At 74.0% G+C, this 26,730-nt stretch carries 16 protein-coding genes and 1 tRNA gene; 4 read left to right on the top strand and 13 right to left on the bottom strand.

Translation table 11 applies throughout. The features are described 5' to 3' along the window. Positions 1 to 52: 52 nt before the first annotated feature. From IEY96_RS16735 to argS, 10 genes are all read right to left on the bottom strand, one after another. Complete coding sequence (locus tag IEY96_RS16735; RefSeq protein WP_189195703.1) at positions 53 to 3,505, bottom strand: phosphodiester glycosidase family protein; 3,453 nt, start codon at positions 3,503 to 3,505, stop codon at positions 53 to 55. Positions 3,506 to 3,644: 139 nt separating this feature from the next. Beyond that, positions 3,645 to 5,654 carry a transcription termination factor Rho gene (gene rho, locus IEY96_RS16730; RefSeq protein WP_189195702.1) on the bottom strand — a complete coding sequence of 670 codons (2,010 nt, stop codon included), beginning with the start codon at positions 5,652 to 5,654 and terminating at the stop codon, positions 3,645 to 3,647. A gap of 294 nt (positions 5,655 to 5,948) precedes the next feature. After that, complete coding sequence (gene thrB, locus IEY96_RS16725) at positions 5,949 to 6,887, bottom strand: homoserine kinase (RefSeq protein WP_189195757.1); 939 nt, start codon at positions 6,885 to 6,887, stop codon at positions 5,949 to 5,951. Positions 6,888 to 6,961: 74 nt separating this feature from the next. Beyond that, positions 6,962 to 8,206 (bottom strand): MFS transporter, encoded by a 1,245-nt coding sequence (locus tag IEY96_RS16720; protein ID WP_189195701.1) that lies wholly within the window; start codon positions 8,204 to 8,206, stop codon positions 6,962 to 6,964. Positions 8,207 to 8,215: 9 nt separating this feature from the next. Then, positions 8,216 to 9,037 carry a polysaccharide deacetylase family protein gene (locus IEY96_RS16715; RefSeq protein WP_189195700.1) on the bottom strand — a complete coding sequence of 274 codons (822 nt, stop codon included), beginning with the start codon at positions 9,035 to 9,037 and terminating at the stop codon, positions 8,216 to 8,218. Positions 9,038 to 9,199: 162 nt separating this feature from the next. Further along, a complete protein-coding gene (locus tag IEY96_RS16710) occupies positions 9,200 to 12,448 on the bottom strand; it encodes an efflux RND transporter permease subunit (protein WP_189195756.1) in 3,249 nt (1,082 codons plus the stop codon). A 121-nt stretch (positions 12,449 to 12,569) separates the two neighbouring features. After that, on the bottom strand, positions 12,570 to 13,619 hold the full coding sequence (gene thrC, locus IEY96_RS16705; RefSeq protein ID WP_189195699.1) for a threonine synthase: 1,050 nt from the start codon (positions 13,617 to 13,619) through the stop codon (positions 12,570 to 12,572). Positions 13,620 to 13,733: 114 nt separating this feature from the next. Continuing rightward, positions 13,734 to 15,044 carry a homoserine dehydrogenase gene (locus IEY96_RS16700; RefSeq protein WP_091318691.1) on the bottom strand — a complete coding sequence of 437 codons (1,311 nt, stop codon included), beginning with the start codon at positions 15,042 to 15,044 and terminating at the stop codon, positions 13,734 to 13,736. Continuing rightward, complete coding sequence (lysA, locus tag IEY96_RS16695) at positions 15,041 to 16,426, bottom strand: diaminopimelate decarboxylase (RefSeq protein ID WP_189195698.1); 1,386 nt, start codon at positions 16,424 to 16,426, stop codon at positions 15,041 to 15,043. The genes IEY96_RS16700 and lysA overlap by 4 nt, the downstream gene beginning before the upstream one ends. Further along, entirely contained in the window at positions 16,426 to 18,090 is a 1,665-nt protein-coding gene (argS, locus tag IEY96_RS16690; protein ID WP_189195697.1) for an arginine--tRNA ligase, read from the bottom strand. The genes lysA and argS overlap by 1 nt, the downstream gene beginning before the upstream one ends. Before the next feature lie 98 nt (positions 18,091 to 18,188). Here argS and IEY96_RS16685 point away from each other — a divergent pair, with 98 nt between their 5' ends. From IEY96_RS16685 to IEY96_RS16670, 4 genes are all read left to right on the top strand, one after another. Continuing rightward, positions 18,189 to 19,010, top strand: a complete 822-nt coding sequence (locus tag IEY96_RS16685) for a thioredoxin-like domain-containing protein (RefSeq protein WP_189195696.1) — start codon at positions 18,189 to 18,191, stop codon at positions 19,008 to 19,010. A 10-nt stretch (positions 19,011 to 19,020) separates the two neighbouring features. Beyond that, entirely contained in the window at positions 19,021 to 19,692 is a 672-nt protein-coding gene (locus IEY96_RS16680) for a DUF305 domain-containing protein (RefSeq protein ID WP_189195695.1), read from the top strand. A gap of 180 nt (positions 19,693 to 19,872) precedes the next feature. Next, positions 19,873 to 20,568, top strand: a complete 696-nt coding sequence (locus tag IEY96_RS16675; RefSeq protein ID WP_189195755.1) for a winged helix-turn-helix domain-containing protein — start codon at positions 19,873 to 19,875, stop codon at positions 20,566 to 20,568. Between the two features lie 74 nt (positions 20,569 to 20,642). Beyond that, positions 20,643 to 20,714 (top strand) — tRNA-Arg (locus IEY96_RS16670). 61 nt (positions 20,715 to 20,775) lie between these two features. On the opposite strand, the gene IEY96_RS16665 is transcribed toward IEY96_RS16670, so the two are convergent. From IEY96_RS16665 to ligD, 3 genes are all read right to left on the bottom strand, one after another. Beyond that, positions 20,776 to 21,759 carry a LuxR C-terminal-related transcriptional regulator gene (locus IEY96_RS16665; protein WP_189195694.1) on the bottom strand — a complete coding sequence of 328 codons (984 nt, stop codon included), beginning with the start codon at positions 21,757 to 21,759 and terminating at the stop codon, positions 20,776 to 20,778. Positions 21,760 to 21,847: 88 nt separating this feature from the next. Then, on the bottom strand, positions 21,848 to 25,609 hold the full coding sequence (locus IEY96_RS16660; protein ID WP_189195693.1) for a S8 family serine peptidase: 3,762 nt from the start codon (positions 25,607 to 25,609) through the stop codon (positions 21,848 to 21,850). Positions 25,610 to 25,720: 111 nt separating this feature from the next. Next, complete coding sequence (ligD, locus tag IEY96_RS16655) at positions 25,721 to 26,680, bottom strand: non-homologous end-joining DNA ligase (RefSeq protein ID WP_189195692.1); 960 nt, start codon at positions 26,678 to 26,680, stop codon at positions 25,721 to 25,723. Positions 26,681 to 26,730 lie beyond the last annotated feature (50 nt).

Here is a 26,730-nt window from a genome sequence, read left to right as displayed (position 1 = left end):
CGGGGCCACCGGTCCGGGGGAACGGACGCACCTTCCGCGCCCCCGGTGCCGGTCAGGCGGCGGGCGCCTCCGCCGCCGCCGTGAGGGCCACCGTCGCCTCGGCGCGGACGCCGTTGACGGTGACCGCGAGCAGCACCTGCCCGCCGGGGCGCAGCGCGGTCAACTGCCCGGTCGCCGGGTCGAACCGGGCCACGTGCCAGGGCTTCACCCCGTCGGCGTCGCCGATGTGCAGGTTCGGCGAGCCGGACCAGTCGGCGCTGACCGGGGCGGCCACCGGGACGGTGCGGCCGGCGGGCTGGGTGAGCGTCGCCGTGACGGCGGCCGGTGCGCCGACCGCGACCTCGGCCGGGGCGGCCAGGGCGAGCCGGTCGACGTGGGCGTGGAACTCCGCAGCGATCCAGCTCGGCCCCTCGGCGAGCGGGTCCCGGCGGACCTGCTCGGCCTCCTGCGGGGTCACCGGGTCGACGCCGAACTCGGTCCAGCCGGTGAAGCCCCCGAGCTGGGCCGGGGTCGACGGGTCCTTGCCCGAGTTGCCGTTGATCACGTACGGCACGCCGTCCACCCGGTCGGCGTGGAACGTGCCGACGTGCCCGTTCACCAGGAGCGCGCCCTTGCCGGTGCGGTGCTGGAAGTCGGCCAGCCACTGCTCCACGAGGGCGGCCTCCTTCCGGTCGCCGAGCTGGCTGGCCTTGGCCGGGCTGGGGTCGCGGGGCGGGTGGTGGAAGAGCACGGTGACCGAGCCGACCGCCGGGTCGGCGGCCGCCGCGTCGAGCGTCCTCCGCAGCAGCTCCACCTGGTCGAACCCGCCGCCGCGCAGCGAGCCGGTGGCCGTGCTCAGGGTGACGAACCGGGTGCCCTGGTGGTCGAAGACCCGCGAGGTGTCCCCGAACACGCTCCGGAAGTTGCCGATCGGGGCGCCCATGATCTCGTGGTTGCCGGGCACGTAGTAGTACGGCAGCTCGCCGCCCAGCTCCTCGTCCAGGATCCGCTTGGCCAGCGCGAAGTCCGCCGGGTACGCGGTGTCCACGAAGTCCCCGTCGATGACCAGGAAGTCCGGCTTCGCCGCGCGGATCTCGCGGAGCGTACGGCGGGCCTGGGCGACCAGGTCGCTGTCCGGGTTGGCGGCCACGAACTGGGCGTCGGACATGACGGCGAAGCGCCAGGGCGCACCGTCCACGGTGCCGTCGCGCAGCACCACCCGGTCGGTGATGTTCGGCTCCTCCGGCGCGTGCGCCGTCGGGGGCACCCGGGCCACCAGGTCGTCGATGACGACCTCGCTCCGGTACTGCTTGGCCGGGTCGGTCTCGGCCACGTAGAACCGGCGCACCCGGACGGGGTACTGCACGCCGGGCGGGACGGTGAACTCGACGTACCGCCAGCCGGTCCAGGTCAGGTAGGGGCCGCGCAGCACGAACTGGGTGTCCTGGGCGTCGTGCAGGTGCAGGCTGGGCCACTCGCCGGTGCCGTTGCCCTTGATCCACATGCCGAACGCCTGCGGCTGCCCGGGCACCTCGATCCAGGCCGGCGGGTCGGCGTACGCGGCGCGGGTGCCGGTGGACTGGCTGAAGTCGTACGACATCCTCAGGCCGGTGCCGGTGTGGCCCTCGGCCGGGGCGACCGCCCCACTCGCCCGCGCCTGGCTGAACTTCCAGGAGGCGGCGTCGTCGAAGCCGGCCACCGGCACGTCGGTGAGCCCGATGGTGACCGGCAGGACGGTGGTCTTCGCACCGACCCGGACGGTGACCAGCGCGGCGCCGGTGCCGCCGAGCGCCCGGACGGAGAGGTTGCCGTCGGCGGTGGGGGTGACGGCGAGCAGGTCGTGGTCGTACTCCAGCTTCAGGTCGGCCGGCTCGATCGGCGCGGTGTTCCCCTCCGCGTCGTAGCCGACCACGCCGAACAGTCCGGTGTCGCCCTGCTGGTTGAGGCCGAGACGGTCCACCGTGGAGTCGACGCGCGCCAGCGGGCCCAGCACGGTCAGGTCGAGCGTGCCGCGCGCCTCGTCGCGCCAGGCGGTGACGGTGCTGCGGCCGGGCCGGCCGGCCCGGAACACCCCGTCGTCCACGGTGCCCTGGGCGGCCGGGTTGGCCCGCCACTGCGGCGTGCCGGCGGCCGGGCCGTACGTCTCGTCGTAGCCCGCGGCCGTGAGCCGGCGGGTGAGGCCGGGGAAGACCCGGTCCGGCCGGCCGCCGCGGATCGGGGCGACGCCCGGCGCGGCGGTCGGGTCGCTCGCGGTCTCCAGCCAGTAGCCGGTGAGCCGGCCGCTGCCCTGCGGCGCGTAGATGGCCAGGCCGTTCGGCACCGGCCGCTCGCTGCCGTCGGAGGGACTGTTCTCCACCTGGACGGTCGCCGCGCCCGGCTCCCGGGCCAGCAGCGTCGAGGAGCCGCCGCCGTCGAGGTTGAGCGCGCTCCACGCGCCCAGCTCGACCATCATCCGGCCCATCTCGGTCTGGGTGACGCCCCGGCTGTCCACCTGCCGGCCGTCCACGGTCAGCATGATCATTTTGCGCCCGTCGGCGGAGAACCCGACCGAGGTGCGCGGGGCGAGGCTCTGGTCGGCAATGTTCTGCACCACGCCGTCGCGGACCAGCACGCTGCCACCACCGACAGCGGCGCGCGGGCTGCTCCCGTCGGACGCCTTCGGCCGCCAGGTCAGGTCGACCGGGTCGCCGGGGCGCAGCGCCGCGAGGGCGTCGGCGCCGGCCTCCCGGCCGAGCAGCACCGTGGTCCCGGCCGGGATCGGGCCCTCCCCCGCCGTGCCGGTCACGGTCGCGACCCGGCCGCCGGTCACCGTCACCTCGGCCACCCGCGCGGCGCCCTCCACGGCCCGCTTCCGGGTGTACGAGCCCCAGAGCGGGGTGAAGACGCCCACGCCGTCGCGCTGCACCATGTTGTTGAACTGGGTCAGCGGCACCGGCCCGGCGGGCAGGGCCGCGGTGCCCTCGAAGCCGACCTGGATGACCCGGCCGAGCCCTTCGGCGCTGATCGCGGCGGCGTTGGTGTGCCCGGCGACCGGCGACTGCACCAGTTCGCCGGAGCGGATGCCGATGCCCTGCGCCGCGCCGGAGTTGTTGATGTCGAAGAAGTCGCCGTTGACCGCGGCCACCGCCCGGGAGCGGTCCACCGCCGCGCGCAGCGGCTCGTCGCGGGTGACCGCGCCGGAGTTGACGTAGTCGACGGTGACGCCGCCGGAGAGGTCGGCGGTGAGGGCGTCGGCCCGCAGCCAGCCGTCGGCGTCGTACCGGTCGAAGGAGGTCAGGTCGAGTCCGGGGGCGACCGGACGGCTGGTCTTCGCGGTCTCCAGGCCGCCGGCCGGCTCCACACCGGCGTCGTTGGCGAGGGCGACCGCGGAGTCGGGACGGGAGGAGGCCGCCGGGGCGTCCTCGGCGGGGGTACGCGGCTCGGCCGCGGCCGCCGCCGCACCGGGCGGAACCGGAGCGGTGAGGGTGAGCAGCGGCGTCAGCAGCAGGACGCCGGCGAGACGGGCGGATCGACTGCGGATTCGCATGGACCACAGTCAACCCGAGACTGAACAGAAGTTTCAATACCCTCCGGCTGAACCGAAGAAAAACTTCATCCCCTTCCCACCCCGGTACGCGAAGAGGGGCACGGCCCGCAGGCCGTGCCCCTCTCGGAGATCCCTCAGGTCACTCGCCCGGTGTGGACTTCGCGATCTGCATCAGGAACTCGATGTTCGTGCGGGACTGCTTGAGCCGGTCCAGCAGGAGGTCGAGCGCCGCCTGCGAGTCCAGGGAGTGCAGCACCTTGCGGAGCTTGTGGACGATCGCCAGCTCCTCCGGCGCGAGGAGGACCTCCTCCTTGCGGGTGCCGGAGGGGTTGATGTCGATCGCCGGGAAGACCCGCTTGTCGGCGATCTTCCGGTCCAGCTTCAGCTCGGCGTTGCCGGTGCCCTTGAACTCCTCGAAGATGACCGTGTCGGCCATCGAGCCGGTCTCCACCAGCGCCGTCGCGAGGATGGTCAGCGAGCCACCGTTCTCGATGTTCCGCGCCGCGCCCAGGAAGCGCTTCGGCGGGTAGAGCGCGGTGGAGTCGATACCACCCGACATGATCCGGCCGCTGGCCGGCGCCGCCAGGTTGTACGACCGACCGAGCCGGGTCACCGAGTCGAGCAGCACGACCACGTCGTGGCCCAGCTCGACCAGACGCTTCGCCCGCTCGATCGCCAGCTCCGCCACCGTGGTGTGGTCCTGCGGCGGACGGTCGAACGTGGCCGCGATGACCTCGCCCTTCACCGACCGCTGCATGTCGGTGACCTCTTCCGGCCGCTCGTCGACCAGCACCACCATCAGGTGGCACTCCGGGTTGTTGCGGGTGATCGCGTTCGCGATCGCCTGCAGCACCATCGTCTTACCCGCCTTCGGCGGCGAGACGATCAGCGCCCGCTGGCCCTTGCCGATCGGCATCACCAGGTCGATGACCCGGGTGGTGAGGATGTGCGGCTCGGTCTCCAGCCGCAGCCGCTCCTGCGGGTACAGCGGAGTGAGCTTGTAGAACTCCGGCCGGCGCTTCGCCTCGTCCGGCTCCATCCCGTTGATGGTGTCGAGCCGGACCAGCGGGTTGTACTTGTCGCGCCGCTGCTCGCCCTCCCGGGCGGCGGCACGCACGGCGCCGGTGATCGCGTCGCCGCGGCGCAGGCCGTACTTCTTGATCTGCGACATCGAGACGTACACGTCGTTCGGGCCGGCCAGGTAGCCGGTGGTCCGGACGAAGGCGTAGTTGTCGAGCACGTCGATGATGCCGGCGACCGGAACGAGCACGTCGTCCTCGCCGACCTGCGGCTCGCGGCCGCCACCGTCGCCGCCCTCGGCGCGCTCGCCGCGGCCACGCCGGCGGTCGCGGAACCGGCTGCGCCGGCCGCGCCGGCCGCCGCCCTCGCCGTCGTCGTCACCGTCGTCGTTGCGCTCGGCGCGCTGGCCCCGGTCGTTGCGGTCGTTGCGGTCGCCCCGGTCGGTGCGCTCGTTGCGCTCGCCCCGCTCGGCACGCTCGCCCCGCTCGTTGCGGTCGCCCCGCTCGGTGCGCTCGCCACGGTCGGCACGCTCGCCACGGTCACCGCCACGCTCACCGCGCTCGGCACGCTCGCCGCCGCGCTCGGTCCGCTCGGCACGCTCGCCACCGCGCTCGGTCCGCTCACGGCCCCGGCCCTCGGCCCGCTCGCCGCGCTCGGCCCGCTCGCCGGTCTCGACGGGAGCCTCCTCGGCACGCGTCTCGGCCGGCCGCGCCTCGGCGGTCGTGGTGGCCGTCGCGGCCGCCCGGCCCCGGCGGCTGCGGGTGCGGCCCTCGGTCGCCTCGGCAGCCGGCGCCGGCTCGGCGGTGCGCCGCTCGGTCTCGGTCCGCTCCTCGCGGACCTCGGCGTGCACCTCCTCGCGGGCGGGAGCGGCCGCGGCCGCGACCTCGGCCCGCGGTCGAGGGGTTCCGGCGGCGGCGCCGCCCTGCCGCTCGGTGATCGCGCTGATCAGCTCGCCCTTGCGCATGCGAGCCGTACCGGAGATACCGAGCGACGCGGCCAGGCTCTGGAGCTCAGGCAGCAGCATCGCCGACAGGCCGGTACCGCTGCGCCGACGGCGTGTGGGGGCGGCAGTGGTGGCATCGCCAGCGACGTTGGAAACATCCGACGTCACGTCGGTGGTGTCGCTCAATGGATTCCTTCCCTCGATAGGCCGGGGCTGCCCGGAGTCGAGAACAGGTGGCCGGGCGGCCTCGGTGCACCCGCCTCGCATGGACGCGTCGCGGGAGTCTGTGACACAGCAGCCGGTCGGTTTCCCGACTCACCAACGTCGGTGAGCAGGTCTCGCCGTCTGCGGCGACCTGTGGAAACTGCGGTGCGGCGTGGGCCTTTGGCAGGGGTGACGGGCTGACCGCCGAGAGCTTCGGGGGTGCGCCGACCCGCAGGAGATCGCATGCTTCGCGGCTGTGCTAGGTGTAGAGCGTAATCAACTCTTCCGACCTGCGGCAACAGGGTCCCGCTCGGCGTGTCCAAGTCTACCCCGGGCAACCCGGGCACCGCTGACGTCTATCGGCAACTCCCACCGGCGCCAATCTGTTCCCGGGTCGAATCCCGCGGGGACCTCGGACAACGCCAGCACGGTCGGCCCCGCCCCACTGACCACAGCCGCCACACCGGCCGCACGCAGCGCAGCCACCAGGGCGGCGGTGGCCGGCATCCCGGCGGCGCGGTAGTCCTGGTGCAGCCGGTCGACGGTCGCCGGGAGCAGCAGCGCCGGGTCGGTGGTCAGCGCGTGCACCAGCAGCGCCGCCCGCCCGGCGGTCAGCGCCGCGTCGCCGTGCGGCACGGTGGCCGGCAGCGCCGCCCGGGCGACCGAGGTCAGCCCGCGCTCGCCGGGCACGAAGACGGTGGGCCGGACCGCCGCCGCCACCGGCAGCGAGACCGCCCGCGCGCCGGCCGGCTCCGTCCAGGCCACCGTGAAACCCCCGAGCAGGCAGGGCGCCACGTTGTCGGGATGCCCCTCCAGTTCCGAGGCCAGCCGGAGCGCGGCGGCGTCGTCCAGCCGGGCCGCGCCGTCGACGACCAGCGCCCGGGCCAGCAGCACGCCGGCCACGATGGCCGCCGAGGAGGACCCGAGGCCCCGGGCCTGCGGGATCCGGTTGACGCACTCCAGGGCCAGCCCGGCCGGCTGCGCGCCGAGCACGTCGAAGGCGGCCCGCATGGCGGTCACCACCAGGTGCCGGTCGTCGTCGGGCAGCTCGCCGGCGCCCTCACCGGTCACCGCCACCCGTACGCCCCCGGCGGTCACCTCGGCCGCCACGTCGTCGTACAGCCCGAGGGCCAGCCCGAGCGAGTCGAAGCCCGGGCCCAGGTTCGCGCTCGTCGCGGGCACCCGGACCCGGACGGGACCGGAGGTGAGAGTCATCGGCACCGGCTCATGCTAGGACCCGGCACCGACGGCGCGCCGGATCGCCCGGACCGTGGGAACGGCGCGCGACGTCACGGGGTGCGGCTGGGCGCCGCCTCCTCGACCGGGTCGGTGAGCGACAGCCGCCGGGTGGCGAACCGCCAGCCCACCGCGTAGACCACGGTGACCAGCCCGCAGCCGGCCAGCACGGTCCGCTCGTCGACCGCGTCGACCACCAGCGCCACGACCAGCTGGCTGACCGCGATGGCCAACGTCGCCAGCATCATGTCGGTGGCGAAGACCCGGCCGCGCAACCGGTCCGGCACCTCGCCCTGGAGGGCGTAGTTGGACAGCACCCAGTTGCTGCCGCCGCCCAGGTGGGCCAGGAAGACCAGCACCAGCACCAGCGGGAACCAGGGCGCCAGCGAGACGCCGACGTAGGCCAGGCCGTACAGGGACATGGACAGGGCCAGGCCGGTGAGCAGCCAGGCCCGGTTGCTGAGCACCCGGCGCATCAGGATCGGCCCGACCAGCGCCCCGGCGCCGCGGGAGGCGAAGAGCAGACCGGTGCCGATCGCCCCGACCCCGTACAGCCCGGCCAGCAGCGGGAAGACGGTCAGCACGCCGTTGCCCAGGCCGACCGCCGACTTCACGGTGACCAGGGCGAGCACCCGCGGCCGGTGGGCGATGTAACCCAGCGCCTCGCGGATCGCCGGCCAGGTGCGCGGGACGACCGCCGCCGGGTCGCGGGGCGCCTGCAACGGCCGGCGGATCAGCGCGGCCAGGCCCGCCGCCCCGGCCAGGGCCACGGCCGCCACCCAGAAGCTGGCGTACGGGCCGGCGGCGGCGCTGAGCACTCCGCCGAGCGAGGCGCCGACCACGGTCATGGTGCCCCAGGCCGAGCCGGCGATCGCGTTGCCGGCGGCCAGGTCGGCCGGGTCGAGCACGTTGGGCAGGGCGGCCTGCGCGGCCGGCGAGTAGAACGCCTTCGCCACCGCCACGGCGGCGATCGCCACCAGCGCCAGCCAGGCCGTGCCGGCGTTCCGGACGCCGAGCAGCAGCAGGATGCCGGCCAGCGCGGCGAGGTTGGCCGCCATCATGATCTTCCGGCGGTCGAACCGGTCGGCGATGGTGCCGGTGTACGGGAGCAGCAGGGCGGTCATGCCGGTGTCCACGGCGAGCACCAGCGCGCCCCACACCCCGCTGCCGGTCAGCGCCGGCAGGAGCACGAGCAGCGGCACCATGACGAACCAGTCGGCGCCGAAGACCACCAGCTCGGCGAGGAAGAGGTTGCGGAAGTCGCGGTTGCGGACGAGGACCGAGACGGTGGGTGACACGCGGGCACCCTATCGGGCCGCTCCCACGACGGCAGCGCGGCGCAGCAGTTCGGAGACGGTCACGAAGGTGTAGCCGCGGGCGCGCAGCCCGGTGATCATGTCGGGCAGGCCGCGGAGCGCGACCAGCCGCCGCTCGGGGCCGACGTCGTGGCCGAGCAGGATGGTGCCGGGCCGCACGTCGGCCACGATGCGCCGGGCGTGCCCGGCCGGGTCGTGCGGATACTCCCCCTCGACCATCTGGAGCGTCCAGAGCACCAGCCGGTAGTTCAGCCGGGCGGCGGCGTGGAGCACGGCGCCGCCCAGGTGCCCCCAGGGCGGGCGGAGCAGCCGGGGGGCCGTCCCGGTGGCCGCCGCGATCGCCTCGTGGCTGCGGCGCAGGTCGTCGTAGGCGGTGCGGGCGTCCATCCGGGCCAGGTCGTGGTGCGCCCAGCTGTGGTTGCCCACCTCGTGCCCGCCCAGCCGGTCGCGGACGAGCGCGGCGTGCCGGCGGGCCCGCTCGCCGACCAGGAAGAAGGTGGCCGGCACCCGGTGCTCGGCCAGGGTGTCCAGCACCATGGGGGTCCACTGCGGCTGCGGCCCGTCGTCGAAGGTCAGCGAGACCAGCGGGGCGCCGGTGTGGACCCCCCAGACGACCTCCACCCCGCCGCCGCCGACCTGCTGGTAGCGGCTGCCCAGGGTGGCGCTGGCCGGTCCGCCGCCCAGCGGGAGCCGGCGGTCGGCGATCCAGGCGGTCTGCGAGGTCGCGGCGACACCCAGCGCGGCGCCTCCGCCCAGCAGCACGGCCCGGCGGAGCACCGTACGCCTGCCCCAACGGGCCACGCCGTCCGCCATCGCCCCCGCTTCCGCTCCGGCCGGCCGCCCACCAGGACGGACCGCAACCCACCGTAGGTGTCGGCTCACCCACCGTACCGTGCGGGGCTGTTTCCCACTGCCCCGTACGGAGCGGGTGGCCGTCCACCATGGGACGGCCACCCGCTCTCGGGGATCGCGCGGCTACTCCGTCGGCGGGAGCGGGGAACGGCGGCTCTTCGGCAGCCGCAGCACCTCGAACTGGTCCGTGCCGTCGACCAGGGCGGCCGACGGCGCCGGGCGGGCCGGCGGCCCGTCAGCCGACTCTGCCGGGCGCTCCGCGCCCCCGACGGTCACCGGAACCGGCGCCGGCGGCTCCGCGGGCACCGGGGTGCCGCGCCGGCGGGCCCGGCGCTCGCGGAAGGACTCCTTGGTGCGCTCCACCATCGTGTAGAGGGTGGGCACCAGGATCAGCGTCAGCAGCGTCGAGCTGAGCAGCCCGCCGATCACCACGACGGCCAGCGGCTTGGAGATGAAGCCGCCCTCACCGGTCAGGCCGAACGCCATCGGCAGCAGCGCGAACACGGTGGCGACCGCGGTCATCAGGATCGGCCGCAGCCGGCGCCGGCCGCCCTCGACCACCGCCTCGGTCACGCCCATGCCCTGAACCCGGTACTGGTTGATCAGGTCGAGCAGCACGATCGCGTTGGTCACCACGATGCCGACCAGCATGAGCACGCCGATCAGCGCCGGCACGCCGAGCGGGGTCCCGGTGAGCAGCAGCAGCCCGATCGCGCCGGTCGCCGCGAACGGCACGGAGATCAGCAGGATCAGCGCCTGGGTCAGGCTGCGGAACGTGCCCACCATGATCAGGAAGACGATCGCGATCGCGGCCAGCACGGCCAGGCCCAGGTCGGCGAAGGCGTCCGCCTGGTCCGCGCTGACGCCGCCGATGACGAACGTCGCCCCCGGCACGTCCAGCGCGTCCAGCTTCTTCTGCAGTTCCTGGGTGGTGGCGCCGAGGTTCGAGCCGGTGGCCGACCCGGTCACCGACACGCTCCGCTCACCGTCGATCCGGGTCACCTGCTGCGGGCCCTCGACCTGGTTGACGTCGGCGACGTCGTCCAGCTTCACCGGGCCGACCGGCAGCGCCCGCAGCTCGGCCACGCTCAGCGGCGGCCGGGCCCCGGTGCTCAGCACCACGTCCTGCGGGGTGCCGTCCAGGGTGACCTGGCCGAGCGGCGCCCCCCGGTACGCCTGCGCGACGACCTGCCCCACCGCCGCCTCGGTCAGCCCGGCCCGGGCCGCGGCGACCCGGTCCACGGTCACCTCCACCCGGGGCACCCGGGTGGCCAGGCCGGTCGTGACGTCCTCGACGCCCGCCGTACCGGCCATCGCGTCCCGGACGGCCTCGGCGGCCCGGGTCAGCGTCTCCTGGTCGGCGGCCTGCACGACCACCTCGAGCTGGTTGGCGGCGCCGGCGTTCTGCCCGCCGCCGAAGGTCAGCTCGCCCGTCTCCGGGCCGAGCGCGTCGAACTCCTTGCGCAGCTTCTCGCGGACCTCCGCGGCGTCGGTGTCGTCGGTGAGCGCCACCGACCAGGAGGCGGTGTCGTTGCCGCCACCCGCCCACGGGTTGTCGCCACCACCCGCGCTGACCTGGTACGTCGCCACCCCCGGCGTACGCCGCAGGATCTCCTCGACCCGCGCGGCGGCCTGGTCGGTGCCGGTCAGCCCGGTGCCCGCCGGCAGTTCCTGATGGATGGCCAGGGTGTCCTGGCCGGAGTCGTCCAGGAAGTTGGTCTCCAGCTTCTGGGCCAGCCCGAAGGTGCCGAAGAGCACCAGCAGGCCCAGAGCCACGGTCGCCCAGCGGGTGCCCCGGGAGCGGGTGGCGAAACCGATCGCCGGCAGGTACGCCCGCTGCAACGGGCTGCGCAGCTCCTTCTCCTCGGCGGCGTGCCGGGCGGCGGCCTCGTCGGCCCCGCCGCGCGGCGGCTTGAGGAACCAGTACGCCAGCACCGGGATCACGGTCAGCGAGACCAGCAGCGAGGCGAGCAGGGCCACCGTCACGGTGATCGCGAACGGCGCGAAGAGCTGCCCGACGAAGCCGCCCACCAGCGCGATCGGCGCGAAGACGGCTACCGTGGTGAGGGTGGAGGCGGTCACCGCGCCGGCCACCTCGCGGACCGCGGCCAGGATGGCGTCCCGCTTCGGCTCGCCGTACTCCAGGTGTCGCTTGATGTTCTCCAGCACCACGATCGAGTCGTCGACCACCCGGCCGATGGCGATGGTCAGCGCGCCCAGGGTGAGCAGGTTCAGCGAGTAGTCGCCGGCCCAGAGCACGATCAGCGCGACCAGCACCGACAGCGGGATGGAGACCGCGGTGACCACGGTGGAGCGGATCGAGAGCAGGAAGACGAGGATCACCACGACCGCCATCAGCAGGCCGAGCAGGCCCTCGGTGGTGAGGCTCTCGATGGACCGCTCGACGAACGGCGCCTGGTCGAAGACCACGGTCAGGTCGGCGCCGGAGGCGGCCTCCAGCTCGTCCAGCCGGTCCCGGATGTCGTGCGAGATGGCCACCGCGTTGCCGTCCGGCGAGGCGGTGACGGCGATGCCGAGGCTGGGCTTGCCGTTGGTGCGGGTGAAGCTGGTGGCCGGGGCGAGCTGCTGCTCCACCCGGGCCACGTCGCCGAGGCGTACCGGGGCGGCGGGGGCGGTGCTGAGCACGATCCCGCGCAGGTCGTCCACGGTGCGGATCGGGGTTCCGACCTGCACCGGCAGCGAGCGGCTGCCGTCGATCACCGTGCCGGCCGGCAGCGCCACGCCGTTGGTCTTCAACGCCTGGGCGATCGCGGTCGGGGCCAGCCGGGCCGCGGCCAGCTTCGCCGGGTCGGGGACGATGGTCACGACCTGGTCGCGGGCGCCGGTGACGTCGACGGTACGGACGCCGTCCAGCCCCTCCAGCTCCGGCACGACCGTGCTGCGCAGCTTCTCGGCCAGGGCCCGCTCGTCGGCGTCCCCGGTGGCGGCGACCACCACGGCCGGCAGGTCGTCGGTGCTGCCGGCGATCACCTGCGGGTCGACGCCCTCGGGGAGCTGGGCGTCGATCCGGCTCAGCGCGGTCTGCATCTTGTTGACCACGTCGTCCAGGTCGGTGCCGAACTCGTACTGCACCTGGACCGTGGCGGAGCCCTCGCGCGAGGTGGAGGTGACCTTCTCCAGCCCCGGGATGCCCTGGAGGCTGTTCTCGATCGGCTCGGCGACCTGGGACTCGACGATCTCCGGCGCGGCACCCGGGTACGGCGCCACGATGAACGCGGCCGGGAACTCCAGGGACGGCAGCAGCTGCTGCTTCAGCGACGGCACGGCGAACGCCCCGAACGCCGTGGTCACCAGTGCGATGAGGGCGATCAGCCCCCGGTTGGCGAGACTGAATCTGGCGAGCACCGACATCGGCGTCACTCACTCCTGCAAAGGGGTGTACGGGGTGTCCAGAGTCTGCCGCACGCGATCACGCTCCCACGCAGGGACCCCGGCCGGCGTGACGGCGCCCGCTCCGGCCGGCGCGGGCCGGTCAGACCAGGTCGAGGGAGCGGGCGGCGGCCAGGGCGTCGTTGGCGATGGTCAGCGGGGCGGGGGCCGTGGAGATGGCCCACTCCGGGTCCTTGAGGCCGTGGCCGGTCACCGTGCAGACCACGGTGGCGCCGGCCGGCACCCGGCCGGCGGTGGCCTGCTGGAGCAGGCCGGCCACGCTGGCCGCGCTGCCCAGCTCGACGAAGACCCCGACCTCGCGGGCCAGCAGCCGGTACGCCGACAGGATCTCCCGGTCGGTGACCGCCGAGATCAGCCCGCCGGAGGCGTCCCGGGCGTCGATCGCCTTGGTCCAGCTCGCCGGGTTGCCGATCCGGATGGCGGTGGCGATGGTGGACGGCTCCGGCACCACCTTGCCGGTGACGATCGGGGCCGCGCCGGCCGCCTGGAAGCCGTACATCGTGGGGGCCTTCGTGGCGTTGCCGTCGCGCAGGTCCTCGGAGTAGCCCATCCAGTAGGCGGAGATGTTGCCGGCGTTGCCCACCGGCAGGCAGTGGATGTCGGGCGCGTCGCCGAGCGCCTCGACGATCTCGAAGGCGGCGGTCTTCTGCCCGTGCAGCCGGTCGATGTTGACCGAGTTGACCAGCGCGACCGGGTAGTCCTGGGCGAGCTTGCCGGCCAGCGCCAGGCAGTCGTCGAAGTTGCCCTGCACCTGGAGCAGCTTCGCGCCGTGCACCAGCGCCTGGGCCAGCTTGCCCAGCGCGATCTTGCCCTGCGGCACCAGCACGGCGCAGGTGATCCCGGCGCGGGCCGCGTACGCGGCGGCGGAGGCGCTGGTGTTGCCGGTGGAGGCGCAGATGATCGCCTTGTCACCGGCCTCGACGGCCTTGGAGACGGCGACCGTCATGCCCCGGTCCTTGAACGAGCCGGTCGGGTTCGCCCCCTCGACCTTGAGCCACACGTCGGCGCCCACCCGGGCGGAGAGCACCGGCGCCGGCAGCAGCGGCGTGTTCCCCTCGTGCAGGGTGACGACGGGAGTGGCGTCGGTGACGGGCAGCCGGTCCCGGTACGCCTCGATCAGACCCCGCCACATGTCGCACTCCTCGCCTCTGCCGCCCCGGTCGGCGCGGGGCCCCTACCAGCGTGGACCAGCCTTACCGACCGGCCGCCGGCACACCTCCGGATAACCATCAGGCGGGACGGGTGGCTACGCCCCGCCCTCGACCCGCAGCACGCTCGTCACCGAGCGGACGATGTCCAGCCCGCGCAGCTCGCCGACGGTGGCCGCGAGCGCGGCGTCCGGCGCCACGTGGGTGACGATGACCAGCTCGGCGTCGGGGCCGCCGCCGGCCGGGCCCTGCCGCACGGTGGCGATGGAGACCTCGTGCCGGGCGAAGACCCCGGCCACCGCCTCCAGCACACCCGGGCGGTCGGCCACGTCGAGGCTGATGTGGTAGCGGGTCAGCGCCTCGCCCATCGGCCGCACCGGCAGGTCCGCGTACGCCGACTCGCTGGCCGCGTGCACCCCGGCGAGGCGGTTGCGGGCGACCGCCACCACGTCGCCGAGGACGGCGCTGGCGGTCGGCGCGCCACCGGCGCCCCGGCCGTAGAACATCAGCTGCCCGGCCGCCTCCGCCTCGACGAAGACCGCGTTGAACGCGTCGCCGACGCTGGCCAGCGGGTGGGTCAGCGGGATCATCGCCGGATGCACCCGGACGCTGACCGTCTCGCGGCCGGCCGCGTCGGCGCCCCGGGCGGCGATGCAGAGCAGCTTGATGGTGCAGCCCATGGCCTTGGCGCTGGCCACGTCGGCGGCGGTCACCTCGGTGATGCCCTCGCGGTGCACGTCGGCGGCGGTGACCCGGGTGTGGAACGCCAGCGACGCGAGGATGGCGGCCTTGGCGGCGGCGTCGAAGCCCTCCACGTCGGCCGTCGGGTCGGCCTCGGCGTATCCCAGCTCGGTGGCCTCCTCGAGGGCCTCGGCGAAGCCGGCGCCGGTGGCGTCCATGGCGGAGAGGATGAAGTTGGTGGTGCCGTTGACGATGCCGGTGACCCGGTTGATCCGGTCCCCGTGCAGCGACTCGCGCAGCGGGCGCAGCAGCGGGATGGCCCCGGCGACGCTGGCCTCGTAGTAGAGGTCGGCCCCGCCCTCGGCGGCCGCGTCGTGCAGCGTCGCGCCGTCCTCGGCGAGCAGCGCCTTGTTGGCGGTGACCACGCTCTTGCCGGCGCGCAGGGCCTCGACCAGCCAGGTCCGCGCCGGCTCGATCCCGCCGACGACCTCCACCACGACGTCCACGTCGTCCCGCTTGATCAGGCCGAGCGGGTCGGTGGTGAACAGGGCGGGGTCGACCGGCAGGTCGCCGCGGTCGCGGCCGAGCCGCCGGACGGCGATGCCGGCGATCTCCAGCGGGGCGCCGATCCGGGCGGCGAGGTCGGCGGACTGCTCGTGCAGCAGCCGTACGACGTCGCTGCCGACCGTGCCGCAGCCGAGCAGCGCCAAGCGAACGGGTGAGGTCATCCGACATCCAATGCGAGCAGGTCGTCTTCGGTCTCCCGGCGGACGATCAGCCGCGCCCGACCCTCGCGGACGGCGACGACCGGGGGCCGCGGGACATGGTTGTAGTTGCTGGCCATGCTCCGGCAGTAGGCCCCGGTGCCGGGCACCGCGACAAGATCTCCGGGCTGCACGTCGGCGGGCAGGAATTCATCCTTCACCACGATGTCCCCGGACTCACAGTGCTTTCCCACCACGCGGGCGAGCATCGGCTCGGCGGCCGACACCCGGTTGGCCACCGTCGCCGAGTAGGACGCGTCGTAGAGCGCGGTGCGGATGTTGTCGCTCATCCCCCCGTCGACGCTCACGTAGGTGCGGATCCCGTCGACGTCCTTCACCGTGCCCACCTCGTAGAGGGTGAACACGGCCGGCCCGACGATGGCCCGGCCCGGCTCGATGGACAGGTGCGGCACGGCCAGCTTCTCCGCGGCGCACTCCCCGTCGACGATCTTGCGCAGCCGCTTGGCCAGCTCGTGCGGCGTGGCCGGGTCGTCCTGCGTGGTGTACGCGATGCCGAAGCCGCCGCCCAGGTCCAGCTCGGGCAGCTCGACCCCCCGCGCGTCGCGGATCTGCGCCTGGAGGGCCAGCACCCGGCGGGCGGAGACCTCGAAGCCGCTGGCGTCGAAGATCTGCGAGCCGATGTGCGAGTGCAGCCCGCGCAGCTCCAGAACGTCCTCGTCGAGGATCTTGAAGGCGGCCGCGGCGGCCGCCCCGCCCGCGAGGGAGAAGCCGAACTTCTGGTCCTCGTGCGCGGTGGCGATGAACTCGTGGGTGTGCGCCTCCACGCCGACCGTCACCCGGACCAGCACCCTCGGGCGTACGCCGCGCTCGCGGGCGAGCGCCGTGAGCCGGTCGATCTCGGCGAACGAGTCGACGATGATGCGGCCCACCCCGGCGTCCACGGCCCGGGTCAGCTCCGCCACGGACTTGTTGTTGCCGTGGAAGCCGATCCGCGCAGGCTCCATGCCGGCCGACAGCGCGGTGGCCAGCTCACCCCCGGTGCAGACGTCGAGGAACAGACCCTCCTCGGCGATCATCCGCACCACCGCGCGGCAGAGGAACGCCTTGCCGGCGTAGTAGACGTCGGCGTCGGGGAAGGCGTCGCGGAACTCGCGGCTGCGGGCGCGCAGGTCGTCCTCGTCGAGCACGTACACCGGGGTGCCGAACTCGGCGGCCAGGTCGCGGACGTCCAGGCCGGCGACCGCCAGCGCGCCGCCCGCGCCGCGCGCCACGTTGCGCGGCCAGAGCTGCGGGACCAGGTCGTTGACGTCGACCGGCGGACGCAGCCAGGCCGGCCCCCGGTTGCCGATGTCGCCGTGCAGGGCACCGGCCTCGTGCGCCCGCATTACATCCGCTCCGGGGCCGAGACGCCGAGCAGGCGCAGGCCGTTGGCGATGACCACCCGGGTGGCGTCGTTCAGCCAGAGGCGGGCCCGGTGCAGGTCGGTGACCTCCTCGTCGCCACGCGGCAGGATCCGGCAGTTGTCGTAGAACCGGTGGTAGGCGCCGGCCAGCCGCTCCAGGTAGCGGGCGACCAGGTGCGGACCGCGCAGCTCGGCCGCCGAGGAGACCACGGCGGGGAACTCGGCGAGCGCCTTGAGCAGCTCGTTCTCCTTCTCATGGGAGAGCAGCTCGGCGTGGAACGCGTCGGCCTCACCCCGGGTCAGCCCGACCTCGGCGGCGTTGCGGCCGACGCTGGCCGTGCGGGCGGCCACGTACTGCACGTAGTAGACCGGGTTGTCGCGGGTGGCCCGCGTCCACAGCTCCACGTCGATGTCGATGGGCGAGTCGCTGGAGTAGCGGGCCAGCGCGTAGCGGGAGGCGTCCACGCCGATCGCGTCGACCAGGTCCTCCAGGGTGACCACGGTGCCGGCCCGCTTGCTCATCCGCACCGGGGCGCCGTCGCGGAGCAGGTTGACCAGCTGGCCGATGAGGATCTCCAGGTTGCGGTCCGGGTCGTCGCCGAAGCAGGCGGCCATGGCCTTCATCCGGCCGATGTAGCCGTGGTGGTCGGCGCCCAGCATGATCACCACGCGCTCGAAGCCGCGCTCGCGCTTGTCCAGGTAGTAGGCGCAGTCGGCGGCGAAGTAGGTCCACTCGCCGTTGGACTTGCGCAGCACCCGGTCCTTGTCGTCGCCGAAGTCGGTGGTGCGCAGCCAGGTGGCGCCCTCGGACTCGTAGAGGTGGCCCTGCTCCCGCAGCCGGTCGAGGGCCTTGTCCAGCTCGCCCCGGTCGTGCAGGTCCTTCTCGTTGAAGTAGGTGTCGAACTCGACGCCGAAGTCGCGCAGTGACGACTTGATCTCGGCGAACATCAGCTCGACGCCCTCGACCCGGAACACCTCCTGGGCGGCGGCCTCGGCCAGGTCCAGCACCTCGGGCCGGCGCTTGACCACCTCGGCCGCGATCTCCGCGATGTACGCGCCCCCGTAGCCGTCCTCCGGGGCCGGCTGGCCCTGGGCGGCGGCGAGCAGCGAGCGGGCGAACCGGTCGATCTGGGAGCCGGCGTCGTTGAAGTAGTACTCGGTGCCGACCTCGGCGCCGGTGGCGCGGAGCAGCCGGCTGAGCGCGTCACCGACGGCCGCCCAGCGGACCCCGCCGATGTGCACCGGGCCGGTCGGGTTCGCCGAGACGAACTCCAGGTTGATCCGCTGGCCGGCGAGGGCGTCGCTGCGGCCGTACTCCGGGCCCGCCTCGACGATGACCTTGGCGAGCTGGCCGGCGGCGGCCGCGTCGAGCCGGATGTTGAGGAAGCCCGGGCCGGCGATCTCCACCGACTTGATCCCCGGTGCCCGGCCCAGCTGGTCGGCCAGGGCGGCGGCCAGCTCCCGCGGGGGCACGCCGACCTTCTTGCTGAGCTGCAGCGCCAGCGTCGAGGCGTAGTCGCCGTGCTCGGGGCTGCGGGGTCGCTCGACGGTGGTCTGCGCGGGCAGCGCGGAGCGATCCAGGCCCCGGTCTTCGAAGACGGCGTGGGCTGCGGAGAGGACGACCTCGGCGAGTTCTGCGGGAGTCACCGAACCATGTTATCGGGGGTAGACTCGGCACCCGCGGCGGCGACCCAGCATGTGAACCGGCCCCGCGGCTCCCTGACCGACCGACCTGACGAGGCACGATGAGCATCAGCACCCCGGGCGGCCCGGAACGCCGTCCGACCGTGGTCAGCACCGGCAAGAAGCCGGCCGCCGGCCGGCCCGCCGCTGCCGACAAGCCCGCCGGCGGCAAGGCCGGGGCCGGCAAGGGCACCACCCGGCAGACCGGTGGCAAGGGCCGCAAGCCGGTCACCCCGGTGAAGGTCAGCCAGGGTCGCTCGTGGGGTCCGATCGCCCTGTTCGTCGCGGTGGGCGTGTTGGCCGTCGGCATCATCGGTGTCGGGGCGTGGGCGGTCTACCAGGGCTCGCAGCCGTGGCAGAAGCGGGCCGACGCGATCAACGGCATCGTCGACTTCCGCAAGAAGGACAAGAACCTGGTCAAGGGCGGCAACCACCAGCCGGGCACGATCAAGTACGACGTGAGCCCGCCGGTCGCCGGCCCGCACAACCAGGCCTGGCAGAACTGCATGGGCGACGTCTACGACGCCCCGATCGCCAACGAGCACGCGGTGCACAGCCTGGAGCACGGCACCGTCTGGATCACCTACCGCCCGGACCTGCCCGCCGACCAGGTGGAGAAGCTCAAGGCCAAGGTGCAGGGCAAGGAGAAGCTCATGCTCAGCCCGTACGAGGGGCTGGACAAGCCGATCTCCCTCCAGGCGTGGGGCTTCCAGCTCAAGGTCGACAACGCCGACGACGGCCGGATCGACGAGTTCATCAAGACCCTGCGGGTGAACGCCTCCATCGAGGGCCCGACCGCGCTCTGCGACCAGGGCGTCACCGCCACCGGCACCACCCCGCGGGACAACCTCCCCAACAACATGCCCGAGCAGCCCACGCAGTGAGGACGCCGCGATGACCGCCGCCGTGACGACGGACACCGAGCACGACGAGGCCCCGGACACCGGTGACGGTGGCCGGGGGGCCGCGCGGCGCTTCGGCGCCCTGGCCCTGGCCGCCGCCGTCGTGGTCGGTCTCCTCCTCGGCTACGCGGGCGGCCTGCTCACCCCGACGCTCACCCGCCCCGGCGACAACTCGGCCGAGGCGGGCTTCGCCAGGGACATGACGGCCCACCACGCGCAGGCGGTGGCCATGGGGCTGTTGGCGTTCCGGCAGGGTCAGGACCCGGAGGTACGCCAGATGGGCGGCGACATCGCCACCGGGCAGCAGGGCGAGATCGGCACCATGCAGACCTGGCTGCGCTCCTGGAAGCTCGACCCGACCGGGAACGAGCCGCCGATGGCCTGGATGTCGGACGGCGCGGCGGTGAAGAACGGGCTGATGCCGGGCATGGCGACGCCGGAGGAGATGGCGAAGCTGAAGGCCTCCACCGGACGCGAGTTCGACGTGCTGTTCCTGCAGATGATGATCCGGCACCACGTCGGCGGGGTGCACATGATCGACGGGATCCTCGACCAGGGGCACGACGACGACGTGCTGGCGGTCGCGCAGGTCATGAAGAACACCCAGCAGAACGACCTGACCAACCTCACGGCGGCGCTCAAGCGCCTGGGCGGCACCCTGTAACACCTGCTCGTACGGAAGGGCCCGTGTCGTTTGCGACGCGGGCCCTTCGTGTACCCGGGCCGGGCCCGTGACCGTTATGCCGCTTTATAACGGTTTGGGTGGTACAACCCATTGCGCTGCTTGGAGACTTTTCTCCCCACATATCGTGACCAGTTGCGATTCGGGCTCGTTGCGCAGGACGTGGGGGTTGCACTCAGAGACGCAGGGCGGTCGGTGACCAGCTGGTGCCGACGCCACACCATCGGCGGTGACGGGGCGGTGGCAGCCGTCCGTCGCGGACTGCGGCAGGGCGAGCCGGGAACGCTCAGTCGCGAACAGGAACTCGAACTGATCGACGTGCTGCGGGGCGTCCACCCCGACGAGTTCGGCCTGGACGAGGAGCTCTGGACGCGGCAGAGCCTGACCACCCTCATCGAGCGCCAGTTCGAGCTGACCATGGACGCCGGCACGGTCGGGGCGTACCTGCGGGCCTGGGGGTTGGGTCCGCGGGAGCCCCGCGAGCGGGCCTGCGGGCTCTGCGTCGGCGCGGTCGAGCGCTGGGTACGCAGCGAGTACCCGTCGATCACCCGGGCCGCCCAGGAGCACGCCGCGGACGTCTACTGGATCGGCCGCGTACGCCTGCGGGGGACCATGCCGGCGGCCGACGTGATCTCCGCGGTCTCGTCCCGGGGCCGGGTGCGCTTCATGATCACGACTCCCACGGTCGACCCGCCGCTCCCCCGCGACTTCGTGCTGCGGCTCAGCGGCGCCGACGAGCGCACGGTGCACCTGATCGTCGACGGCTCCTGGCCGCGCAACGAGTGGCCCCGCCGCCTGCCGCGCCGCATCGTGCTGCACCCGCTGCCCAGCTGCGGTCGCCCCGTGGCCGCCGCCTGATCCACGAAGATCGGCGCGCGGGGTGCCGATTCGGTGATCCGGGACGGCGTTTGCTACTCTTCTCGGGTCGCTGAGCCCCCGTAGCTCAGGGGATAGAGCACCGCCCTCCGGAGGCGGGGGCGCAGGTTCGAATCCTGCCGGGGGCACAGACAGGAGGAAGCCCGGGCCGCTGGCCCGGGCTTTTTCGCATCCCGCGGACTCCCCGCCTCAGGCCCAGCCGTTGCGGGCGGCGGCCCAGCCGAGCTGGACCCGGGTCTCGACCCCGGCCGCGTCCATGAGCTGGCGGATCCGGCGGTGCACCGTCCGCAGCGAGATCTCCAGCTGGGTGGCGATGGCCTGGTCGGTCTGGCCGGAGAGCAGCAGCGCCAGCACCTGCATGTGCTCGTCCGTCAGCTCGCCGCCGGACAGCTCGGCGACCTCGTCCGGGGCCGGGGCGGGCCGCAGCGGGTACGCCCGCTCCCACGCCGACTCGAAGAACGCGACCAGCGCGGCGAGCGGTCCACTGCGGTGCACCAGGATGGAGGCCGGCGAGCCGTCGGCGTCGTGGTGCAGCGGCAGCATGGCGATCTCGCCGTCCACGATCATCATCTTGACCGGCACGGCGTCGACGATGCGGATCTCCTGGCCGAGCGCCATGCTGGCGCGGATGTCGGCCTGCATGTCGGGCGCGCTCAGCGCCCGCCGGTCCAGCAGGGCCCGGTAGCGGACGCCCCGCTTCATGCTCACCCGCTCGGCGGTGTTCTCCCGGTGCGGGACGACCCGCAGGTCGGGCGGCACCATGGAGAGCACCTCGTGGCGCGCCGCCTCCTGGATCTGGAAGAAGCGGCGCCGGACGGTGTCGATGTCGGCGATCACCTCGATGACGCCCGGGGCCAGGTCGGCGGTGCGGTACTGCTCGGCCAGCGCGGCGACGTCGGACTCGGCCTGCCGCAGGTCGTCCTGGCGCTGCCGCAGCAGGGCGTTGAGGGCCACGGCGGGCGGCGCCGGCACGAAGACCGGGTCGCCGTCGGCGGGGGCGTCCCCGGGTGTACCGGTCAACCCGCGCTCGACCAGACCGGCGAGAGCGGACCGGACCGCCGCGTCGGAGCGGCCGGTGGCGGCGGCGAGTTCGGCGGCGCACGCCCGCCGGGACGCGATGAGCTGCCGGTAGATCTCCTCCTCGACGGGGTCGAGTCCCAGCGGTGCCAGCATGCCTGTCCCATCTCGTGCTCGGGTGCCGGGGCCGACAGCGGGCGGCCCCGGGGAGGGGGTCCCCGGGGCCGCCGCTCCTGACGGTTCGCTACCGCGAACCGGGGGTGGCGAGGCCGTAGGCCCGGGTGATCTCCTGGCTGACCCGGTTGCCGGCGTCGTCCCAGGCCGTGGCCCTGAGCGAGACGTAGCCGGTGTCGGGGGCCACGAAGTCTGCCACCCAGGTCCCGCCGCGCCGGACCAGGGCCACGTCCCGCCAGTGGGCGCCGTCGTCGAACGACACGGCGAGCGTCGTGCCGGCGATCGTCCCCGCACCGGCGGCACCCGGCAGGTGGGACGGGGTGACGGTGAGGTGCTGGCGGCCGCCACGGGCGTCCCCGGCCAGGTCGGTCGAGACCGCGTAGTCCAGTTGGAGCACCGCCACCACGTCGAGGTCGTCGATGTCCTCGACGTGCGGGGACAGCACCTCCCAGGTGGTGTGGGTACGCGGGGACAGCCGGTAGCCGGCCCGGCTGGCCGTCAGGTCGAGGGTGTAGTGGCCGACGCCCTCCGGGTTGCCCTCGATGGTGGCCTGGGCCCAGCCGTCCACCTTCGCGACCTCCTCCCCGTCCCGCCGGACGGTGAGGGCGAGATCGCTGCCCCACTGCATGAAACCGGCGTGCCCCCGGTCGCCGTCCGACCAGGGCTGGACGTTGAAGGTCAGCCAGCCGGCGGTGCGCTCGGAGGCGTAGAACGAGGCGTTGTCCCGGGGCCGGGTGACCGGCCCGAAGAAGGAGACGGTGCTGGTGCTGCCCGGCCGGTAGGCCCGCTGCTCCCCGACCGAGGCCAGCTCCCGCTCCCGGCCGCCGATGGCGCCCTCCCGCCAGGTCGTGCCCGGCTGGGCGGAGACGTAGTCGGTCCGGGTCCGCTGCATGCCCTGCCAGAGGGGGAAGCCGGCCGCGTAGGTGCGGTAGGGACGGAAGTCCTCCCGGAACTCGCCGCCCAGGGTCGGGGCGTCACCGTGGAACCGCATCTCCACCACCGCGAGGTCCTTCGGCCGGGGCCGGTACGCGAGGTCGGCCGGGACCCTTCCCGGATGCGGGTCGACCAGGTCGTACGTGTACGGCGAACTGGGGGTGCCCTCGAGCCCGAGCCGCAACTGCCCGCGGCGAGCCCGGTCCACCAGCGGACCGCCGGTGGTGGACGTGACGCCGACGACCGGCACGGCGCTGAGCCCGCCCTCCTCGTCGCCCACCCACTGCGAGTACGGATCCGGCGTGTCGTTGACCACGATCAGCAGCTCGGCTCCGGCGTCCGCCGCCGCTGCCGCGCGCTCCGCGTTGGTCAGCTCGTCGGAGCGGTTCACCAGCACGACCTTGCCCCGCACGTCGCGGCCCGCGTAGTCCGTCGGGCGCCCGAGACCGGCGAAGACGCCGTCCACCTGCTCGCGGCCGTCGTGGAGCGCCGAACCCGGCTGGCCGAGGAAGCGCACCTCCCGACCCTGGTCGGTGATCGTGAGCAGCGGGTACGCCTTGCGCCAGCGGGTCTCGTACTCGAAGGCGCCCCGGGTGACCTGCTTCGTCGGCAGGACGTACATGGTGTCCGCCCACGGGGCGAGGATGTACTTGTCGTCGATGCCGTTGACGCCGTCCGACCGGTACCAGTCCATCATCAGGATCCGGTCCTCGGTCCGCTTCGGCACCGTGGCGGTGGCCTCCACCGCCTTGCGGGCGTCCAGGTCCACCGTGCGGTCCCCGTCCAGCACGATCTCCGGGTCGCCGAGCAGGGCCGTCCCCCACGAGTCGGTGCCGTGGCCGCCGGGCACGTCGAGGTAGCTCCAGACGCTGTAGGTGCCGGGGCGCAGCCGCACCGTGGTGGGTCCGGTGTCGCTGCTGGTCAGGAAGTAGGGGTCGGCCTCGCCGAAGCGCTGCACGGCGAGGAACGCCGACACGTACCGGCCGGCGCGGTCCCGGACGGAGAAGGTCAGGTCGTGCCGCTCCTCCTCGAGGTAGAGGCCGAGCGTGGTGCGGGCGAGCGCACCGCCCGCGTCGGTCGCGGTGACCTCGCCGAGGTAGCGGCGACCGGCGGCGCCCAGCTCCGGGTGCGCGGTCGCGGTGACCGTGGCCGTGCCGTGCGCGGGCACCACGAGCGTCTCCGTGGGCAGGGTGAAGACACCCGGCGCCGGCTTGCCCTCGTCGGCGTGCGGGTCGGCGTCCATCGGCCCGCCGGCGATCTCGCCGGTCACCGCGAGGCGCAGGGTCCGCGCCACGTCGCCGGTGTTGGTGTACGTGATGGTGCGATCGACCGGCGCGAGGTGGTCGTGGGGCCAGCCCTGGAACCCGAAGTACGCCGAGCCGGTGGCGGTCACCGTGGCGCCGAGCCCGGCCGGGATGTCGACCCGGCCGGCGCCCACCTGGTACGCGGTCTGACCGTCCAGCTTCTTCGCCGTGCTCATCAGCGCGTTCTTCAGCTCGGCGGCGCGCCAGTCCGGGTGCTGCTGGGCGAGGATCGCCGCGGCGCCCGCCACGTGCGGCGTGGCCATCGAGGTGCCGCTCATCGACTGGTACCAGCCGTCGGCCGCGGTGCCGCCCGCCTTCGCGGCGAGGATGTCCACGCCCGGAGCGGCGATGTCCGGCTTGAGGGCGTAGTCGCCGAAGCGTGGCCCCCGACTGGAGAAGTCGGCGAGCCGGTCGTCGGAGTCCACCGCGGCGACGGTGAGCGCGGCGTCCGCGGCGCCCGGTGAGCTGATCACGCCCTCGGCGCCGGCGTTGCCGGCGGCCACCACGAACAGCGCGCCGGTCTGGGCGGTGAGCTGGTTGACGGCCGTGCTCAGCGGGTCGGTGCCGTCGGTCGACTGGTCGCCGCCGATGCTCATGCTGACCACCCGGGCGCCCTGGCCGGCCGCCCATTCCATGCCGGCGATCACCCAGGAGTCGGCGCCGTAGCCCTCGTCCGCCAGGATCTTGCCGACGATGAGGTCCGCCTTCGGGGCGACCCCCCGCTCCCGGCCACCGGAGGCGGCGCCGCTGCCACCGACCGTCGAGGCGACGTGGGTGCCGTGGCCGTTGCCGTCGTCGACGGTCTCGCCGGGCACGAAGGTCGCGCTCGCGCTGACCCGGCCGGCCAGGTCGGGGTGGTCGGCGTCGACCCCGGTGTCGAGGACGGCCACCTTCACGCCGGAGCCGTCGCGCCCGGCGGCCCAGGCGGCCGGGGCGCCGATCTGCGCGGTGCTGTCGGCGAGGTCGGCGTGGACCCGGCCGTCCAGCCAGATCCGGCTGATGCCGTCGGCCAGCGCCGGGGTCGCGTCGGCCGAGGCCGGGGCGACGGTGGCGGCCTCCGGGGTGACCGCGTCCCAGACCCGGCGGGCCTGGTGCTTGGTCGCGCGTACCGCCGCACCGCGCACGCTCGCCAGCCGCCGGACCATCGTGGCGCCGGCCGGCGCGGGACGCCGGGCGGACACCGGGTCGGCGTAGCTCACGATCAGCGGGATGCCGTCGGAGTGCTGGTCGTCGTAGCCGTCCTCGATCAGGCCCGTGACGTCGAAGAGGCGCCGGTCGAGCCGTCCGGACGCGAGGTACGGGAGCACCTCGTCGGGGATGACGTAGAGGTCCTTGCCGATGGTCTGGGCGTGCACGCCGCCCCGGGCTCCGGTCGGGCGCCGGATCTCGGTCGAGTAGCGGCCCGTACCGATCTCGGTGACCGTGACGACGTCACCCGTGAGGAGGGTGACCGTGGTGGCCGGAGCCGGCCGGGACGGTGGGGGCGGCGGGGTGGCGCCGGCGGTCGGGGCCGGCGGGCCGAAGAGGGCCGCCGCCAGCACGGCGCCGGCGAGCCCGGTGGCGGCGGCCCGGCGCAGGGGTGTCTGGGGGAGCATGGTGAAGGAGATACTCGCCCCTCCCGCCACCACGGAAGGGTTCGCCGACGGCGGGATGCTGACTTGGCAGCGATCAGCCAGGGCCGTCGACGGCCGTGGTCAGGGGGTGGGTCAGCCGGCCTCGCGGCGGGCCTTCGCACGGCGCTTGCCCTCGTGCATGGCCTGCACCCGGGCCACCGGGATGCTCCGCCCCTCGGCCACCAGTTCCTCCGGCAGCCGCTGCGGCGCGGGCAGCGCCTCCGCCCACGGGTCCCGGTCGCCGAGCAGCGCCGGCACCGTCTTCACGGTGAAGTCGGCCGGGGTGGCGGCCTCGACGTCGGCCCAGCCGACCGGGTACGACACCGGCGTGCCGGGCCGGATCCGCGGGCTGTACGCGGCCACCACGGTCGCCCCGTACGCCCGCGTGGAGTCGACGAAGACCCGGCCGCCCCGGTCCTCGACGATGAAGGCCGTGGTGGCCAGCGCCGGGTCGAGCCGCTCGGCGCGGGCGGCGAGGGCCCGGGTCGCCGCGGCGGCCTCCTCGGCGGTGGTCGCCGGGTCCACCGGCACGATGACGTGCAGGCCCTTCGCCCCGCTGGTCTTCACGGCGCCGGCCAGCCCGGCGTCGGTGAGCGCCTGCCGGACCAGCAGCGCGGTGCGGACCGCCGCGCCGAACGAGTCGCCCGGCGGCGGGTCCAGGTCGAGGACCAGGTGGGTGGGGTGCTCCGGGTCGCCGGCGTGGCCCAGCGTCGGGTGGTATTCCACCGCCCGCTGGTTGGCGAACCAGAGCAGCGTGCGCCGGTCGTCGCAGAGGGCGTACGAGATGCTGCGGTGCGAGGCCTCCGCCCAGACCGAGGTGCGGCGCACCCAGTCCGGCGTGTACTTCGGCAGGTTCTTCTGCATGAACGGGTCCTGGCCGGGCCGCACCCGGACCACCGACAGCGGCCGGTCCCGCAGCCCGGGCAGGATCCGCTTGTGGACCGCGTCGAGGTAGTCGACCAGGTCGCGTTTGGTGGCCCCGGCCCCGTCGAACAGCGGCTGGTCCAGGTTGGTCAGCGACACCCCGTCCCGGGTCTCGTCAGCGGCGCCCATCCGCCCATCCTGCCGTCCCGGCCGACATCCGGCGACCCGACGCGGCGGCG

The organism is Micromonospora fulviviridis (genome assembly GCF_014648395.1).
Taxonomy (GTDB): Bacteria; Actinomycetota; Actinomycetes; order Mycobacteriales; family Micromonosporaceae; genus Micromonospora; species Micromonospora fulviviridis.
The sequence above is the reverse complement of the archived record's forward strand: the minus strand, read 5'-3'. Positions and strand labels throughout refer to the sequence as shown.

Bases quoted from the DNA above. Each gene is read 5' to 3' on its own strand.
- IEY96_RS16735 (WP_189195703.1), bottom strand. From the start codon at position 3,505: ATGCGAATCCGCAGTCGATCCGCCCGTCTCGCCGGCGTCCTGCTGCTG.
- thrB (WP_189195757.1), bottom strand. From the start codon at position 6,887: ATGACTCTCACCTCCGGTCCCGTCCGGGTCCGGGTGCCCGCGACGAGC.
- IEY96_RS16715 (WP_189195700.1), bottom strand. From the start codon at position 9,037: ATGGCGGACGGCGTGGCCCGTTGGGGCAGGCGTACGGTGCTCCGCCGG.
- IEY96_RS16710 (WP_189195756.1), bottom strand. From the start codon at position 12,448: ATGTCGGTGCTCGCCAGATTCAGTCTCGCCAACCGGGGGCTGATCGCC.
- thrC (WP_189195699.1), bottom strand. From the start codon at position 13,619: ATGTGGCGGGGTCTGATCGAGGCGTACCGGGACCGGCTGCCCGTCACC.
- IEY96_RS16700 (WP_091318691.1), bottom strand. From the start codon at position 15,044: ATGACCTCACCCGTTCGCTTGGCGCTGCTCGGCTGCGGCACGGTCGGC.
- lysA (WP_189195698.1), bottom strand. From the start codon at position 16,426: ATGCGGGCGCACGAGGCCGGTGCCCTGCACGGCGACATCGGCAACCGG.
- IEY96_RS16685 (WP_189195696.1), top strand. From the start codon at position 18,189: ATGAGCATCAGCACCCCGGGCGGCCCGGAACGCCGTCCGACCGTGGTC.
- IEY96_RS16680 (WP_189195695.1), top strand. From the start codon at position 19,021: ATGACCGCCGCCGTGACGACGGACACCGAGCACGACGAGGCCCCGGAC.
- IEY96_RS16665 (WP_189195694.1), bottom strand. From the start codon at position 21,759: ATGCTGGCACCGCTGGGACTCGACCCCGTCGAGGAGGAGATCTACCGG.
- IEY96_RS16660 (WP_189195693.1), bottom strand. From the start codon at position 25,609: ATGCTCCCCCAGACACCCCTGCGCCGGGCCGCCGCCACCGGGCTCGCC.
- ligD (WP_189195692.1), bottom strand. From the start codon at position 26,680: ATGGGCGCCGCTGACGAGACCCGGGACGGGGTGTCGCTGACCAACCTG.